General features: G+C 59.6%; 13 protein-coding genes. 4 read left to right on the forward strand and 9 right to left on the reverse strand.

Going from position 1 to position 15,161, the window contains the following annotated elements:
* Positions 1-41 precede the first annotated feature (41 nt).
* Positions 42-1,040 carry an AraC family transcriptional regulator gene (locus QF010_RS24785; protein WP_429534136.1) on the forward strand — a complete coding sequence of 333 codons (999 nt, stop codon included), beginning with the start codon at positions 42-44 and terminating at the stop codon, positions 1,038-1,040.
* Between the two features lie 22 nt (positions 1,041-1,062).
* On the opposite strand, the gene QF010_RS24790 is transcribed toward QF010_RS24785, so the two are convergent.
* The 3 genes from QF010_RS24790 to QF010_RS24800 all read right to left on the reverse strand — a co-directional run bounded on the left by QF010_RS24790 (position 1,063) and on the right by QF010_RS24800 (position 3,854).
* The gene (locus QF010_RS24790; RefSeq protein WP_033055249.1) at positions 1,063-2,409 is read right to left on the reverse strand and encodes an ATP-binding protein; all 1,347 of its coding nucleotides are present in this window, start codon (positions 2,407-2,409) and stop codon (positions 1,063-1,065) included.
* The gene (locus tag QF010_RS24795; protein WP_033055248.1) at positions 2,406-3,083 is read right to left on the reverse strand and encodes a response regulator; all 678 of its coding nucleotides are present in this window, start codon (positions 3,081-3,083) and stop codon (positions 2,406-2,408) included. Before QF010_RS24795 ends, QF010_RS24790 begins: the two co-directional genes overlap by 4 nt.
* Positions 3,084-3,251: 168 nt before the next feature.
* On the reverse strand, positions 3,252-3,854 hold the full coding sequence (locus QF010_RS24800; RefSeq protein WP_033055246.1) for a membrane protein: 603 nt from the start codon (positions 3,852-3,854) through the stop codon (positions 3,252-3,254).
* Between the two features lie 145 nt (positions 3,855-3,999).
* Between QF010_RS24800 and QF010_RS24805 the strand changes: the two genes are divergently transcribed.
* Positions 4,000-4,791, forward strand: a complete 792-nt coding sequence (locus tag QF010_RS24805) for a dienelactone hydrolase family protein (RefSeq protein WP_429510843.1) — start codon at positions 4,000-4,002, stop codon at positions 4,789-4,791.
* A gap of 216 nt (positions 4,792-5,007) precedes the next feature.
* Complete coding sequence (locus QF010_RS24810) at positions 5,008-5,733, forward strand: 4'-phosphopantetheinyl transferase family protein (RefSeq protein ID WP_429534140.1); 726 nt, start codon at positions 5,008-5,010, stop codon at positions 5,731-5,733.
* A 22-nt stretch (positions 5,734-5,755) separates the two neighbouring features.
* On the opposite strand, the gene QF010_RS24815 is transcribed toward QF010_RS24810, so the two are convergent.
* Both QF010_RS24815 and QF010_RS24820 read right to left on the reverse strand, forming a co-directional pair.
* Entirely contained in the window at positions 5,756-7,366 is a 1,611-nt protein-coding gene (locus tag QF010_RS24815) for an ATP-binding protein (RefSeq protein ID WP_429534137.1), read from the reverse strand.
* The gene (locus QF010_RS24820; protein WP_033055242.1) at positions 7,363-8,076 is read right to left on the reverse strand and encodes a response regulator; all 714 of its coding nucleotides are present in this window, start codon (positions 8,074-8,076) and stop codon (positions 7,363-7,365) included. The genes QF010_RS24815 and QF010_RS24820 overlap by 4 nt, the downstream gene beginning before the upstream one ends.
* A 739-nt stretch (positions 8,077-8,815) precedes the next feature.
* Between QF010_RS24820 and QF010_RS24825 the strand changes: the two genes are divergently transcribed.
* Complete coding sequence (locus QF010_RS24825) at positions 8,816-11,710, forward strand: ribonucleoside-diphosphate reductase subunit alpha (RefSeq protein ID WP_033055241.1); 2,895 nt, start codon at positions 8,816-8,818, stop codon at positions 11,708-11,710.
* 311 nt (positions 11,711-12,021) lie between these two features.
* Here the strand turns inward: QF010_RS24825 and flgE are convergent, their stop codons facing one another.
* From flgE to flgB, 4 genes are read right to left on the reverse strand one after another with little or no spacing between them, the layout of a single operon-like run.
* The gene (gene flgE / locus QF010_RS24830) at positions 12,022-13,326 is read right to left on the reverse strand and encodes a flagellar hook protein FlgE (RefSeq protein ID WP_429510844.1); all 1,305 of its coding nucleotides are present in this window, start codon (positions 13,324-13,326) and stop codon (positions 12,022-12,024) included.
* Between the two features lie 31 nt (positions 13,327-13,357).
* Positions 13,358-14,080, reverse strand: a complete 723-nt coding sequence (gene flgD / locus QF010_RS24835) for a flagellar hook assembly protein FlgD (RefSeq protein WP_033055239.1) — start codon at positions 14,078-14,080, stop codon at positions 13,358-13,360.
* A gap of 15 nt (positions 14,081-14,095) precedes the next feature.
* Positions 14,096-14,539 carry a flagellar basal body rod protein FlgC gene (gene flgC / locus QF010_RS24840; protein WP_007937507.1) on the reverse strand — a complete coding sequence of 148 codons (444 nt, stop codon included), beginning with the start codon at positions 14,537-14,539 and terminating at the stop codon, positions 14,096-14,098.
* A gap of 3 nt (positions 14,540-14,542) precedes the next feature.
* Positions 14,543-14,950, reverse strand: coding sequence for a flagellar basal body rod protein FlgB (gene flgB, locus QF010_RS24845; RefSeq protein ID WP_007980125.1), 408 nt, complete (start codon positions 14,948-14,950; stop codon positions 14,543-14,545).
* Positions 14,951-15,161 lie beyond the last annotated feature (211 nt).

Here is a 15,161-nt window from a genome sequence, read left to right on the forward strand (position 1 = left end):
CACGGCTACCATCCGTCGTTCAATGGACGGACTTGCCTTCTATGCGCGAACGCACCATCGCCAGTCATTTCGCCCGTGCCGCCCTCGGTGGCGCACGCCGGCTGGGTTATGACTATTCAAATTTGCTGCAACAACTCGGCATCAGCCCCGAGTTGCTTGAAGAGCCGCGAGCGAGAATCGCGCCTGAACAGTTCACCCGATTGATCCAGGGACTGTGGCTGGCACTGGACGACGAATACCTGGGCTTCGGGCCGGTTCCGAGCAAAACCGGCAGCTTCGCGATGATGTGCCATGCGGTGATCCACTGCCGCAATCTGGAAAAAGCACTCCACCGCGGCTTATTGTTTTATAGCTTATTCCCCGACAGCCCGCGTCTGACCCTGACCCGCGAAGACGACATGATTCGCCTCAGCCTCGACGATTCGCAGTTCCGCGACCCGGACCACTTTCTCACCGAGAGCCAGTTGATGGTGTGGCATCGACTCGGCAGCTGGCTGATCGGCCAGCGAATTCGGCTGGAACAGGCGACGTTCAGCTACCCGAAACCCGAGCACGGCGCCGAATACGATTTGCTGTTCCCCTGCCCGATGGTCTTTTCCACGACTCAGAGCAGCCTGTTGTTTCACAGTCGCTACCTGCACATGCCGCTGTTGCAGGACGAACGGACACTCAAACATTTCCTCGAACACTCCCCCGCCGACCTGTTGTCGCGCCCGGATGACGGCGACAGTTTGAGCAGCCAGTTGCGAAGGTTGCTCAGCCGCGACAGTTCACACTGGCCGGACCTGGAAGCGGTGGCCGCACACTTGCACATCAGCCCGCAGACATTGCGTCGGCATTTGCGGGAGGAAGGGTCGAGTTTTCAGGAATTGAAGGATCAGTTGCGAAGGGACATCGCGATTTATCACCTGGGGCGGGCGGATTTGTCGTTGCAGCAGATTGCCGAACAGTTGGGGTTTTCCGAGCCTTCGGCGTTTCATCGGGCGTTCAAGAAATGGACGGGGCTGACGCCGGGGGCTTATCGGGCGCAGGAAAATTAAGATCAAAAGCCACGCACCAACATCAACCCACCGGAAAATGAATCCGAAACGCCGCCCCACCCATGGGCGAATCCCCCAGCGTCAGCTTCGCGCTGTAGCTCTCGATAATGTCCTTGACCACCGCGAGACCAATCCCCTGCCCCGGATGCTGGCGATCCAGCCGCTCTCCCCTTTGCAGAATCCGCGCTCGCTGATCCGGTGGCACGCCCGGCCCGTCATCCTCAACGCACAACTCAACCCCGCCGAGGCTTTCACGCACGCTGATGCGTACTTCGCCGAGGCACAGGCGATAGGCGTTTTCCAGCAGGTTGCCCATCATTTCCAGCAACGCCCCCTGCTCGATCGGCACGTAACACTGCTCCGGCAGATCGAAGGCCACCCGCACGCGTTTGTCGCGGTAGACCTTGTCCAGGGTGTCGCACAGGCTTTGCAGCACCGGGCGCAGGCGTACCTGATGGCGCACCAGGCCGCTTTTGCGCAGGCTGGCGCGTTGCAGTTGATAGCTGATCTGCTGGCTCATGCGTTCGATCTGGGTTTGCAGCACCCAGGCCTGATCACGATCGGCCGGGCGCTGGGCCATGTCTTCGCTGACACCTTGCAATACGGTCAGCGGGGTTTTCAGGCTGTGGGCCAGGTCGTCGAGGGAATCGCGATAGCGGCTGCGTTGTTCGCGCTCGCTGTACAGCAAGCGGTTGAGGGAGCCGGTCAGGCGCAGGAGTTCGCGCGGGTGTTGTTCGCTGAGGCTTTCGCGGGTGCCGCTTTCGATCTCATCCAGCTCCTGACTGAGCCGGCGCAACGCCTGCAAGCCCCAGGTCAGGCCGATCCACAGCAGCGCGAGCAACACCAGCAAGGCCGCACCGAAACCGAGGTAGAGATTTTCCCGCAGACCTTCGAGGGTGGCTTCGTACTCACGCACCGGTTGCAGCGCGACGATGCTGAACGCCGCGCTCTTGCCGCCGAGCAGTTTGACTTCGACGTCGTAGACGAAGAATTCCTGACCGTCGGCCTCGCGAATTCGGGCGAACTCGTTGCCGCGTCCGTCGTAACGCGGTTTGTAGTTGATCTTCTCTTCGCGGGTGGCTTTCGAGCGCCACACCAAGTGAGCTTCGCGGTCATAGATGTAGCCGAGCAAACGGCTGTCGGTCAGGTTGAAGCGCTCGTCGGGCAACTGCGCCGGCATTTGCAGGGTGTTATTTTCCACCCGGGCGGCGGAGATCAGCGTGGTGACGTCCGACGCCAGGCGCTGCTCAATCGAATCCTGCAACGCCAGGCTGAATGCGCCCTGCATCGCCGGCAGCAACGCCAGCATGAACAACACCGCCAGGATCGTGGCGGCGAGCATCAAACGGACACGAAGGGAACGAATCAAGTGCAGCGCTCATTGAACAGGTAGCCGAGGCCACGCACCGTATCGATCGGCTTGAAGCCGGACGGGCCTTCAAGTTTGCGCCGCAGACGGCCGACCAGCACTTCGATCACGTTCGGATCGCGCTCGTCGTCGTCCGGGTAGAGCTGCTCCATCAAGCGGTCCTTGGCCACCACTTGCTGGTGATGCCGCATCAGGTACTCGAGGATTCGATACTCGTAAGCGGTCAGCGCCAGCGGTTGTTCATCGAGGGACGCCTGTTTGCGATTGAGGTCCAGCAGCAACGGCCCGGCGACGATGGTCGACTGGGTGAAACCGCTGGAGCGGCGCAGTAACGCGTTCAGCCGGGCATCGAGTTCTTCGAACTGGAACGGCTTGACCACGTAATCGTCGGCACCGGCGGCGAGGCCTTCGACCTTATCCTGCCAGTTGCCACGCGCGGTGAGGATCAGGATCGGGAAGGTCTTGCCGCGCGAGCGCAGTTGGCGGATCAGGTCGAGCCCGCCCATGCCCGGCAGGCCGAGGTCGATCACCGCCAGGTCATGGTTGAACTGCTCGGTCTGGTACAGCGCCTCTTCGGCATTGGCCACGGACTCGACCACGTGGCCGCTGTCCGTCAGGCGGGTTTGCAGGTGATGACGCAACAGCGCTTCATCTTCGACGACCAGCAGTTTCATAACGCTCTCCTACGCAAATCGATATCTCCAGCAGCACGGCTTTCAGTCAGGTCGAGGAACCTGTAGGAGTGAGCCTGCTCGCGATAGGGCCAGCACATTTGACATTGTCGTCGGCTGACACACCGCTATCGCGAGCAGGCTCACTCCTACAAGGATTGTGCTTACCTGTTAGAAAGCGTAGTTCGCCGACAGGTAGGTCTGGGCGCTGCTGGTCAGGTCCAGCGAACCCTGTTTGCTGCCACCGCGCTCGCTCATCTCGGTGCTGGCGTTGCTGCGCAGGTAACGGTAACCCAGTTCCACCGAGGTGTTTTGCGAAACCTGTTGCAGGACTCCCAATTGGCCGCCGAGGGCGTAACCGATGTCGCTGTCGCGGCTGAAGCCTGGTGAATCCTGAGTCATTTTGGTCAAACCCGCCGTGGCGCCGCCGAACAACTTGGTGCTGCCGCCCACCGGGTAGAACAGATCGTAGCTGCCCAGGAGGTTTTCCTGACGCAGTTTAATGCCATTGTGTGAGCCCGACACGTTGTCGTAAGTGGCGTAGTAACGGCCCTGGCTGTTTTGCTGGCCCAGACGCACACCCCAGGTGTTGTCCTTGCCGATCACGCCGTCGGCGTTCGGGCTGTTGAGGTTGTCGTTCAGGGCGTGGGACTTTTTGACTTTGTCGCTGGTCTGTCCAAAAGTAAGGCTGGCGAAATTGTCGTCGGAAGCGAAAGCCGCGGTACTCGCGCTCAGGACAGTGAAAGCCAGAAGCAGTTTTTTGAAGCCAGTCATAGGGGAGTTCCTTATGCGCTATGTGCTATTTGGGTACGGGGCAAGGTTACTCACCCCGCCCTGAACTCCCCCTGAACGCACTCTGAACCTGAGCTGAATCAAATCGACTCGGCTGTTTTAATGACCTTTTGCAGGAGATCCGACGATGCGTATTTTCCTCGCCCTCGTATTGCTGGCCTTGAGCGGGCTCAGCCAAGCCGCGATCAAGACTCAGGAAATCCCCTATCAAAGTGCTGACGGCACCAAGATGATCGGCTACTTCGCCTATGACGACGCCATCAAAGGCGCACGCCCTGGCGTTGTGGTGGTGCACGAATGGTGGGGGCTCAACGAGTACACCAAGCGTCGCGCCCGTGATCTCGCCGGTCTGGGCTACAGCGCGCTGGCCATCGACATGTATGGCGATGGCAAAAACACTGAGCATCCCAAGGACGCCATGGCGTTTATGCAAGCCGCGTTGAAAGACAGTGGCGCGGCGAGCGCGCGTTTTCAGGCCGGGCTTGATCTATTGAAGAAACAGCTGCAAACCGATCCGGACAAAATCGCCGCTATCGGTTATTGCTTCGGCGGCGGCGTGGTGCTGAATGCGGCGCGTCAGGGTTTACCGCTGGCAGGCGTGGTGAGTTTTCACGGTGCGTTGGCGACCAAGACGCCTGCGACGCCGGGTAGTGTGAAAGCGAAAATCCTTGTTGAACATGGCGCGATGGACAGCATGATCACGCCGGATAACGTGGCAGCGTTCAAGGCTGAAATGGACAAGGCCGGGGCCGACTATAAGTTCGTCAGCCTGGAGGGCGCCAAGCACGGGTTCAGCAACCCTGATGCGGATCGGTTGAGCCATGGCGATCATGGCGGGCCGGATATTGGCTACAACAAGGCGGCGGATGAGAAATCCTGGGCGGACATGCAGGCGTTCTTCAAAAAAATCTTTGGCTGACACGGCGCCAGCAGTGAGTCGAGCATCGCTCCCTGTGGCGAGGGAGCTTGCTCCCGCTGGGTGGCGAAGCCGCCCCAAAACCTGTAGACGCATGACGTCAGACATACCGCGTTCGCCGGTTTACGACTGCTTCGCAGCCGAGCGGGAGCAAGCTCCCTCGCCACAAAAGCCCACTGCCACTACCCAGCAACAAGGCAACCCGGCAAAATGCCCGACATGAATCGCGCCCCCGCCCTACCCGTCTGCTGCACTCCACTCGATGCCCATTGGCCGCTGCCGTTTGCGCTGCCCGATACGGTGCTGTTGAGCACTCACTTCGATACTTCGCAGCTGGCTAGCGATGATTTCCAGCGCAGCGCCATCGAGCCGCCGCCCAGCATCCAGCGTTCGGTCGCCAAGCGTCAGGCGGAGTTCCTCGCCGGGCGGGTTTGCGCTCGGGCTGCGTTGCAACAGTTGGAAGGGCTGAGCTTTATCCCGGCCATCGGCGAGGACCGGGCGCCGGTGTGGCCCACGCACATCACGGGCTCGATCACCCACAGCACCGGCCGGGCCTCGGCGATTGTCGCGAAGAAAACCCACTGGCGCGGCCTGGGGATGGACCTGGAAAACCTGCTCAACCCCGAACGGGCCGAGCGACTGGCCGGGGAAATCCTCACCCCGCCCGAGTTGCAACGCATGACCGCCGGCCGCCGCGATCAACTGGCGATGTTGGTGACCCTGACGTTTTCAGTGAAGGAAAGCCTGTTCAAGGCGCTGTATCCGATCGTTCAGCAGCGCTTTTATTTTGAACATGCCGAAGTGCTGGAGTGGGCCGAAAGCGGTGAAGTGCGGCTGCGGCTGCTGACAGATCTGTCCAGTGAATGGCGCAATGGCACTGAGCTGGATGCGCAATTCGGGGTGGTGGATGGGCAGTTGTTGAGTCTGGTCAGCATCAAGGCCTGAGAATGCTTCCTCTGCGCCAATCTCAACGCTTCTCCTGATTCCTCGGCCAGCTCAGGCTGAAACACGCCCCACCCAGGTTTTTGCTCTTGCTGATCAACGCCCGGCCATCATGCCAATGGATGATTCGCCGCACGATGGACAACCCCAATCCGTGCCCACCCGAAGCGCGGGTGCGGCTGTCGTCGAGGCGCAGGAAAGGTGTGAAAATCTTCTCCCAGGCCGTTTCCGGTACGCCCGGCCCGTCATCCTCGACATCCACTCGACAGCGCTGCTGCCCGACCTGATAGCTGACGGTCACCCGTGATTGAGCGTGGCGCATGGCGTTGCTCACCAGGTTCTGCAACGCCCGGTGCAGGTATCGCGGCTCGGCCTCGACCCAGGCGTCGTCGTTGTCTGCGGCGGACAAACACAAGCCGCGCTGCACCGTGACCTCGGCGCGTAAAGGCGCCAATTCTTCGATCACCTGATTGACCAACGCATCCAGATCGATCCGCTGAAAATTCAGCGCCGGTGAACCCTGTTCCAGACGTGCGTAGGTGAGCATCTCGTCCACCAGCCGATCGAGATCCTCGATGTCGTGGTCCATGCCTTCACAGTATTTTTCCAGCGCCTGCGGCGTGGTGGCCGAGCCGATCATTTCCAGACCAAAACGCAATCGCGCCACCGGCGTGCGCAGTTCGTGAGACACGGCGCGCACCAGTTCACGCTGAATCGCCAACAGTTGCTGCAAGTGCTCGGCCATGCCGTTGAACGCCGAAGCCAGCCGTCCCACCGAATCAGCGCCGCGTGCCGGCACGCGGGTTTCCAGGCTGCCTTTGGCGATCCGCGTGGCGGCCGCTTCCAGGCCACGCAAGCGGCGCTCAAGTTGGCGCACCAACAAATAGACGATCAAACCGATCAGGCTCAAACCCAGGGCGGCGATCAGCACCAGCCACTCCGGTGGATAAGGATTCATCTGATACAACGGGCCGATTTCCAGCACCCACGGCGTACCGACCATGCCGGCAAACACCCGGATCGAATCGCCGCCCTTGCCCAGCGCCATCACCGTGTCGCCCTCGGACACCCGGCGACTCTGGTCCTCGTCCATGTCCGCCTGCTCGATCGTCACCAGCCGCAAGTCGAAACCAAACCCTTTATCGCGCTTCAACTGCGCCAGGCGCTCGGGTTGCTCGGCCACCGGGTAGCGCACCAGTTCATCGGCCAGCAGGTAAATCGTCGCCCGGGCCAGTTGTTCACTGATCTGCTGGACTTCGCCGGTCAGCACCAGCTGTTCCTTGTCGCTGACCAGTCGATACACCTTCGCCGCATGCGGACCGGTCTGTTCCACCAGCGCCTGACCGCGCAGCACGCGGGTGCGCTGGGTGAGGTCGAGGTCGGTCTGGGCGAAAGTCTTCAGCGCCAACGGAATACCCAGCAAACGCTCCCACACCAGCAAGGCACGGTGACGCTCGGTTTCATTCATCGGGTTCAGGTTGTCGGCCATCAGCGAGAACGTGCCGTGGGCCAGGCGTTCGCGGTATTGCTCGCCGCGCACCTGGTTCAGCAGGTGCAAGGCCAGCACGCCGAGTACCGCCACCAGAATCAGCGCCGCGCACATGCCGCCATAGATGCGCAGGAAGATAGAGTTCACAGCGTGCAGGCTTCCGGAACGAACAGATAACCCTTGCTGCGGATGGTCTTGATCAGCCGTGGATGCTCCGGGTCATCGCCGATTTTCGGGCGAATGCGCGAGATGCGCACGTCGATGGAACGGTCCTGGCCGTCATAACCAATACCGCGCAATGCGGTGAAAATCTCTTCCCGGGACAGGATGCGCCCGGCGTTGGCCACCAGCAGCCAGAGCAGGTCGAACTCGGCGCTGGTCAACTCGATGCCGTTGTCGTTCAGCCAGGCTTCGCGCAAGGCGTTGTCGACCACCAAGGGACCGAACTGCAAGCGCCGTTGTTTTTCCGGCGTCACTTCAGGCGTTTCACTGCGTCGCAACAGGGCCTGGATGCGCGCCAGCAGCAGGCGTGGGCGAACCGGTTTGCAGACGTAGTCGTCGGCACCCAGGTCCAGGCCAAGAATCTGATCGGTGTCGTCGGTGCGGGCGGTAAGCATCAGGATCGGGCCGTCATACTTGTCGCGAACCTTGCGGCAGATGCTCAGGCCATCTTCACCCGGCAACATCAGGTCGAGGATCACCAGGTCCGGTTTCTCCTTGATGATCCGTGCCGCGGCCAAGGCGCCGTTGCCCTCGATCGATACCCGCAGGCCATTGGCTTCCAGGTAGTCGCGGGTCAGTTCGGCCAGACGCTGGTCGTCCTCCACAATCAATACCTGCCAGGCTTCTTGCTCCACGGTGACCTCTGCTTGCCAACAACACTTAATAAGGAAGGATCCCCCCGTCTTTTTGTAATGATTGGGGGGGATAAGAATGCGTACGCGCTGGCCGATTGTATAAACGCCGCCCGCCGAGAACACAAGCCGGTAAATGCGTTCGGACAACCCGGATTTTTGTGATAGGGTTCGCGCCCTTAAAAATCCGAATGACTGTTTTCAATCGCTGAAAATCAGTGAAAAACGGTCCGCTCCAGCTAGGTCGCGGCCTACACGCTCGTTCCACGTTTCACACACAATTTACGCACAGGTTTATCCACAGGTAGTACGTTGCAACACCCTCCAAAACGCATTATCTTGTACCTCGGCGCGAAAAAAACCCTACATGTAGGGTTTTACGCCAAAAACCAAACACAAACCGGACACTGATTTCAAGCGCTTTTATTGCCTCTTTCCGGTTGAACCAAACGTATTTTCGAAAGACCAAACCGCGCGTGCGGATGGCTACTGTTTTTGAGCCGAAAACGGCGTTAACGGTACGGGTGTTGCAGTCAGTTACTGTCACCCAAAAGGATCCCGGTTTCAGGTTCAAGGCCTGGGATCAAAGACTTCGGCATGGAAGCGGCGCCCCAATTGCCCCTTCCTGATCTGTCCCGAAGTTGGTATGCCCGGCCCCTCGCCGGTTGTAGTGCTTCAGGACGGAACGGTGGGCACCGTGATGGTGCCCAAACAAACATAGAGAATGTGGAGACAACCCCCCATGCAAACCGACACAACTCGCGAGAACCCGCAGGGCACCTTGCCGCAGGCCGCTGATTCGACTTCGGATCTGTCCGCCACCGCGCCTGGCCAACTGCGCGTGATCAAGCGTAACGGCACTGTCGTTCCTTACACCGATGACAAGATTACCGTCGCTATCACCAAAGCGTTTCTCGCAGTTGAGGGCGGCACCGCTGCCGCTTCGTCGCGAATCCACGACACCGTTGCTCGTCTGACCGAACAAGTCACCGCGACCTTCAAGCGTCGCATGCCATCGGGCGGCACCATCCACATCGAAGAAATCCAGGACCAGGTCGAACTGGCCCTGATGCGTGCCGGCGAGCAAAAAGTAGCGCGCGACTACGTGATCTACCGTGACGGTCGCTCGAAAGAACGCGCTGCCCACGCACCGGCCGAAGAAGCCGTCAACGCTCACCCGTCGATCCGCATCACCCGCGCCGATGGCACCTTTGCTCCTCTGGACATGGGCCGCCTGAACACCATCGTTACCGAAGCGTGCGAAGGCCTTGCAGAAGTCGACGGCGACCTGATCCAGCGCGAAACCCTGAAAAACCTGTACGACGGCGTGGCCCTGACCGACGTCAACACTGCGCTGGTGATGACTGCCCGTACGCTGGTCGAGCGTGAACCGAACTACTCGTTCGTCACCGCCCGCCTGCTGATGGACACCCTGCGTGCCGAAGGCCTGAGCTTCCTGGAAGTCGCCGAAAGCGCGACCCACCACGAAATGGTCGACCTGTACGCCAAGGCCCTGCCTTCGTACATCGCCAAAGGCATCGAATTCGAATTGCTGAACCCGGTCCTGGCCACCTTTGACCTGGAAAAACTCGGCAAGGCGATCAACCACGAGCGCGATCAGCAGTTCACGTACCTGGGCCTGCAAACCCTGTACGACCGTTACTTCATCCACAAGGACGGTATCCGCTTCGAACTGCCGCAAATCTTCTTCATGCGCGTGGCCATGGGCCTGGCGATCGAAGAGAAGAACAAAGAAGACCGTGCGATCGAGTTCTACAACCTGCTGTCGTCCTTCGACTACATGTCGTCGACCCCGACCCTGTTCAACGCCGGTACTCTGCGTCCACAGCTGTCGAGCTGCTACCTGACCACCGTGCCGGATGACCTGTCGGGCATCTATCACGCGATCCACGACAACGCCATGTTGTCGAAATTCGCGGGCGGCCTGGGCAACGACTGGACCCCGGTTCGTGCACTCGGTTCGTACATCAAGGGCACCAACGGCAAATCCCAGGGCGTTGTTCCGTTCCTGAAAGTCGTGAACGACACCGCCGTCGCCGTTAACCAGGGTGGCAAGCGCAAAGGCGCTGTCTGTGCCTACCTGGAAACCTGGCACATGGACATCGAAGAGTTCATCGAACTCCGTAAGAACACCGGTGATGATCGTCGTCGTACCCACGACATGAACACCGCCAACTGGATCCCTGACCTGTTCATGAAGCGCGTCTTCGATGACGGCAAGTGGACCCTGTTCTCGCCGTCCGAAGTGCCGGACCTGCACGACCTGACCGGCAAGGCCTTCGAAGAGCGTTACGAGTACTACGAAGCCCTGTCCGAGTACCCGGGCAAGATCAAGCTGTTCAAGACCATCCAGGCCAAAGACCTGTGGCGCAAAATGCTGTCCATGCTGTTTGAAACCGGCCACCCATGGCTGACCTTCAAAGACCCGTGCAACCTGCGCAGCCCGCAGCAGCACGTTGGCGTGGTTCACAGCTCGAACCTGTGCACCGAGATCACCTTGAACACCAACAAGGACGAGATCGCCGTTTGCAACCTGGGCTCGATCAACCTGCCGAACCACATCACCAACGGCAAGCTCGACACCGCCAAGCTGGAACGCACCGTGAACACCGCCGTTCGCATGCTCGATAACGTTATCGACATCAACTACTACTCGGTGCCACAAGCGAAGAACTCCAACTTCAAGCATCGTCCGGTCGGTCTGGGCATCATGGGCTTCCAGGACGCTTTGTACCTGCAGCACATTCCTTACGGTTCCGACGCTGCCGTCGAGTTCGCCGACAAGTCGATGGAAGCGGTCAGCTACTACGCGATCCAGGCTTCCTGCGACCTGGCCGACGAGCGCGGCGCCTACGAGACGTTCCAGGGTTCGCTGTGGTCCAAAGGCATCCTGCCGCTGGATTCGCAACAGATCCTGATCGAGCAACGTGGCCAGAAGTACATCGACGTTGACCTGAACGAATCCCTGGACTGGGCACCGGTTCGTGCCCGCGTTCAGAAAGGCATTCGTAACTCCAACATCATGGCCATCGCACCGACCGCGACCATCGCCAACATCACTGGCGTATCGCAGTCGATCGAACCGACCTACCAGAACCTCTACGTGAAATCGAACCTGTCGGGCGAATTCACCGTGATCAACCCGTACCTGGTTCGCGACCTGAAGGCTCGCGGTCTGTGGGACTCGGTCATGATCAACGACCTGAAGTACTACGACGGTTCGGTGCAACAGATCGAGCGCATCCCGCAAGAACTCAAAGAGCTCTACGCGACTGCCTTCGAAGTGGACACCAAGTGGATCGTTGACGCGGCAAGCCGTCGTCAGAAGTGGATCGACCAGGCTCAATCGCTGAACCTGTACATCGCTGGCGCATCGGGCAAGAAGCTGGACGTGACCTACCGCATGGCCTGGTACCGTGGTCTGAAAACCACTTACTACCTCCGTGCCCTGGCCGCGACCAGCACCGAGAAGTCGACCATCAACACCGGCAAGCTGAACGCTGTTTCCAGCGGCGGCAACCACGGTGAAGATTCGGTCCTGGCAGCACCTGCCGGCCCTGCTCCAGTGCCGAAGGCTTGCGCCATCGACGAGCCGGATTGCGAAGCTTGCCAATAAGCTGAGCTGGTAGGCGCTGAAAGGCGCTTACCTGAAACCCCCGATCAATCCTCTGGATGGGTCGGGGGTTTTCTTTTGCCTCCAGGAAAGTGATGCCCGGGCTGACGCCATCGCGAGCAGGCTCACTCCTACAGGAGACCGAGTTGGCTTGGAGGAATGCGATCAACTGTAGGAGTGAGCCTGCTCCGGGCGGCGTTCCGACGATGAGGCCAGCACCGATAACCAAGATGTCTACGCCAGGGACAAATCCCGGCCATAAAAAAGCCCCTCTTGCGAGGGGCTCTTTGTGCAGCGCTTTCAGCCAACCCGCATCAGGTCATCTGAATGATGGTCTGCATGATGGTGCTCTGGGTCGAGATGGTCTTGGCGTTCGCCTGGTAGTTGCTCTGCGCCTTGATCAGGTCGACCAGTTCATTGGTCAGGTTGACGTTGGACTCTTCCAGGGAGTTGGAGTTGATCTCGCCCAAAGTACCGGTGTTCGCCGCATCGTAGCCCGGGATACCCGACGCGTAGGTTTCTTTCCAACTGGTGCCGCCTATCGCTTGCAAACCTTGTTCGTTGGTGAAGCTGGCGAGCGAGATCTGGCCGATGGGCTTGGTCTGGCTGTTGCTGAAGTTGGCCAGCATGACACCACTGGTGTCGATGGTCAGGTTGGTGATCTGGCCGGTGGCGTAGCCGTTCTGCGTAGGAATCGAACGCGCGGTGTCAGCGTTGTACTGCGTGGTTTTGTCCATCGAGACCGTAACGACGCCGGAGGCAGCGCCGTTGGCTGTCCACACGCCATTGGTCACGGTACCCGGAACCCAGCCCGTGACTTTCAGGTCAGGGCTGACAATCGGCAAAGGGACGGCTGGAGTGGTGACGGAAACCAGATTGCCTGACGAATCGAACGCCATGGTCGAAGCGACAGGAGGCGTAAGCGTAGGGTCGCTGCCATCCGGGTTGCGCCCCTCGATCAGGGTGTAGGTCTTCCAGGTGTTGTCAGCAGTCTTGACCATGTATTGATCCATGATGTGCTGGTTACCCTGGGTATCGTAAATCGGGGTACTGAACTGCTTGGTGAAGGACGCTTCCTTGGACGGGTCAAACGGATTGATAGTCTGGTCGATGATGGTCGCTGTGGAGTTCAGGTTGATCGTCGACGACACCGTGGAGGTGTTTTTTGGCGCCAGGTTCGACGTATCGATGCGCAGGTCAGTCAATACACCATTGAGGATCTTGCCATTGGCGTCCACGCCATAACCCTGCAGACGCGCAGAGCCATCGCTATTGGTGACGTAACCGTCCTTGTCGACCTTGAACGTACCGGCACGGGTGTAGGACATCGAGCCGTTCTCGCTCAACACGAAGAAGCCGGAACCGTTGATCCCCATGTCCAGCACGTTGCCGGTGTTGTTGACGTCGCCCTGGGTGAACTGCTGGGAAACGTTGGCCAGGCGCACGCCGTTACCGATGGTTTTGCTGCCGGAACCCAGTTTGGTGGCCGAGTAAACGTCTTCGAATTCCGCACGGGACGATTTGAAACCGGTGGTCGCGACGTTGGCGATGTTGTTACCGGTCACGTCCAGTTGTTTGTTGGCTGCATAGAGACCGCTAAGGCCGATATTGAAAGACATATTCCACTCCTTTGTGCCGTGTTAGTCGGCTCTACATACCAATAGTTTGTACTTTGGACAGGGCGATGCTGCCCGCCCCGGCCAGATTGAGCATCAACTCACCGCCGGTCTGGCTGATGGTCACGCTGTTGACGGTGGCCGGCAGGTACGTCACCAGCGAGGTCGCCTTGCCGTCGTAGGTCGCCGTAGCGCCAAAGGTATAGGTACCCGCCGTGGCCACTTCGCCTGCATCGTTTTTGCCGTCCCAGATGAAAGTCGAAGTACCGGCGACCTCGCTGCCCAGGTCGATGGTGCGGACGACCTTGCCATCGGCATTGGTGATATTGACCTTGACCGGGTCCACCGACGCCGGTACGGCAATGGTGCCGCTGAAACTCTTGGAGGTATCGACCACAGCCTTGCTGCCCGGTGCAATAACCGAACGCCCGACCAGCGACGACGCCTGCAACGCCTGGGACGAGTTGTAGTTGCTGGCCAGGCCACTCACGGTGGTGTTGAGCGAGGTGATGCCTTCCAGGCTACTGAACTGGGCCAACTGGGCGACGAACGCGCCGTTGTCCTGCGGTTCCAGCGGGTTCTGGTTTTTCAGTTGCGTGACCAGCAACTGCAGGAACGCATCCTTGCCCAGGGCCTTGCTGCCGGTGGCGCTGTTCGTTGCCGCCGCCAGGCCATCGGCACTGGTGTTGGTCTTGATCGAGGAGTTGGCCAGGATGTCCTTGAGGCTAATGCCACTCGTGGTATCGGTAACACTCATCTGAGTCGCCCCTTATCACTGACCCAGGGTCAGGACCTTTTGCATCATGGTTTTGGCGGTGTTCATCATTTCGGCGTTGGTCTGGAACGAACGGCTCGCGGAAATCATGTCAGCCATTTCTTCCACCACGTTGACATTCGGGTAGTAGACGTAGCCTTTGGCGTCGGCCGCCGGATGGTTCGGCTCATAGCGCGCTTCAAGGTTGCTCTGGTCTTCGACCACGCCCAGCACTTGCACGCCTTGACCGGCCGCATCCTGGTTCTGGAACAGCGAATCGCTGCCGCCGCTCTGGCCGCCCTGGAACATGGTGGCGAAAACCGGGTGCCGTGCACGGTAGGTCTGGTCGATGCTCGACGAGACGGTCTCGGCGTTGGCGATGTTACTGGCGACGGTGTTCAAGCGAGTGGTCTGGGCACTCATGCCGCTACCGGCAATGTTGAAAACACTGGATAGAGACATGGCTTACTCTCCGCGCAGGGCTGACACCAGCCCTTTGAATTTGCTGTTGAGCAGGGTGAAGCTGGCCTGGAAGTTGACCGCGTTTTCCGCGTAGTTCGACTGTTCAAGCTGGGCGTCCACGGTGTTCTGGTCGATCGACGGTTGCATCGGCGTGCGATACAGCAGCGATTCGTCGCCATTGCCCAGGCCTTCGGCTTCGATATGACGGCTGTTGGTCATGTTCAAGGCGAAAGTGCCGCTCTTGGTCTTTTCGTTCTGCTCGGCAAGCACTTTCGAGAAGTCCAGATCCCGAGCCTTGTAGTTCGGGGTGTCGGCGTTGGCGATGTTGTTGGCCAGGACTTCGGCGCGCTGAGCGCGGAAGCCCAGGGCTTGTTCGTGGATACCGAGCGCTTTATCGAAACTGATGCTCATGTCGGAAACCTTCGGCTGACCTGATTTTTCGTAACATGGACATAGCAAGCGTCGTGCCAATTCAAAAAAGCCCGTAAACCGGGGCTTTGCGGGCAGTGGCAAAGTGGCAATGCCAGAAAAGCGGCAACAGATTTCCGCCGCCTGCCGCTTTTCTGCCGCTATCACCCCTGCAAGAACACCACCACTCCTACAAGGGTTTTGTTAGTGGGGC

Origin of the sequence: Pseudomonas silensiensis, from assembly GCF_050434865.1 — a bacterium.
In the GTDB taxonomy this organism is placed as follows: domain Bacteria; phylum Pseudomonadota; class Gammaproteobacteria; order Pseudomonadales; family Pseudomonadaceae; genus Aquipseudomonas; species Aquipseudomonas fluorescens_W.

Bases quoted from the DNA above. Each gene is read 5' to 3' on its own strand.
- QF010_RS24785 (WP_429534136.1), top strand. From the start codon at position 42: ATGCGCGAACGCACCATCGCCAGTCATTTCGCCCGTGCCGCCCTCGGT.
- QF010_RS24795 (WP_033055248.1), bottom strand. From the start codon at position 3,083: ATGAAACTGCTGGTCGTCGAAGATGAAGCGCTGTTGCGTCATCACCTG.
- QF010_RS24800 (WP_033055246.1), bottom strand. From the start codon at position 3,854: ATGACTGGCTTCAAAAAACTGCTTCTGGCTTTCACTGTCCTGAGCGCG.
- QF010_RS24805 (WP_429510843.1), top strand. From the start codon at position 4,000: ATGCGTATTTTCCTCGCCCTCGTATTGCTGGCCTTGAGCGGGCTCAGC.
- QF010_RS24810 (WP_429534140.1), top strand. From the start codon at position 5,008: ATGAATCGCGCCCCCGCCCTACCCGTCTGCTGCACTCCACTCGATGCC.
- QF010_RS24825 (WP_033055241.1), top strand. From the start codon at position 8,816: ATGCAAACCGACACAACTCGCGAGAACCCGCAGGGCACCTTGCCGCAG.
- flgE (WP_429510844.1), bottom strand. From the start codon at position 13,326: ATGTCTTTCAATATCGGCCTTAGCGGTCTCTATGCAGCCAACAAACAA.
- flgD (WP_033055239.1), bottom strand. From the start codon at position 14,080: ATGAGTGTTACCGATACCACGAGTGGCATTAGCCTCAAGGACATCCTG.
- flgC (WP_007937507.1), bottom strand. From the start codon at position 14,539: ATGTCTCTATCCAGTGTTTTCAACATTGCCGGTAGCGGCATGAGTGCC.
- flgB (WP_007980125.1), bottom strand. From the start codon at position 14,950: ATGAGCATCAGTTTCGATAAAGCGCTCGGTATCCACGAACAAGCCCTG.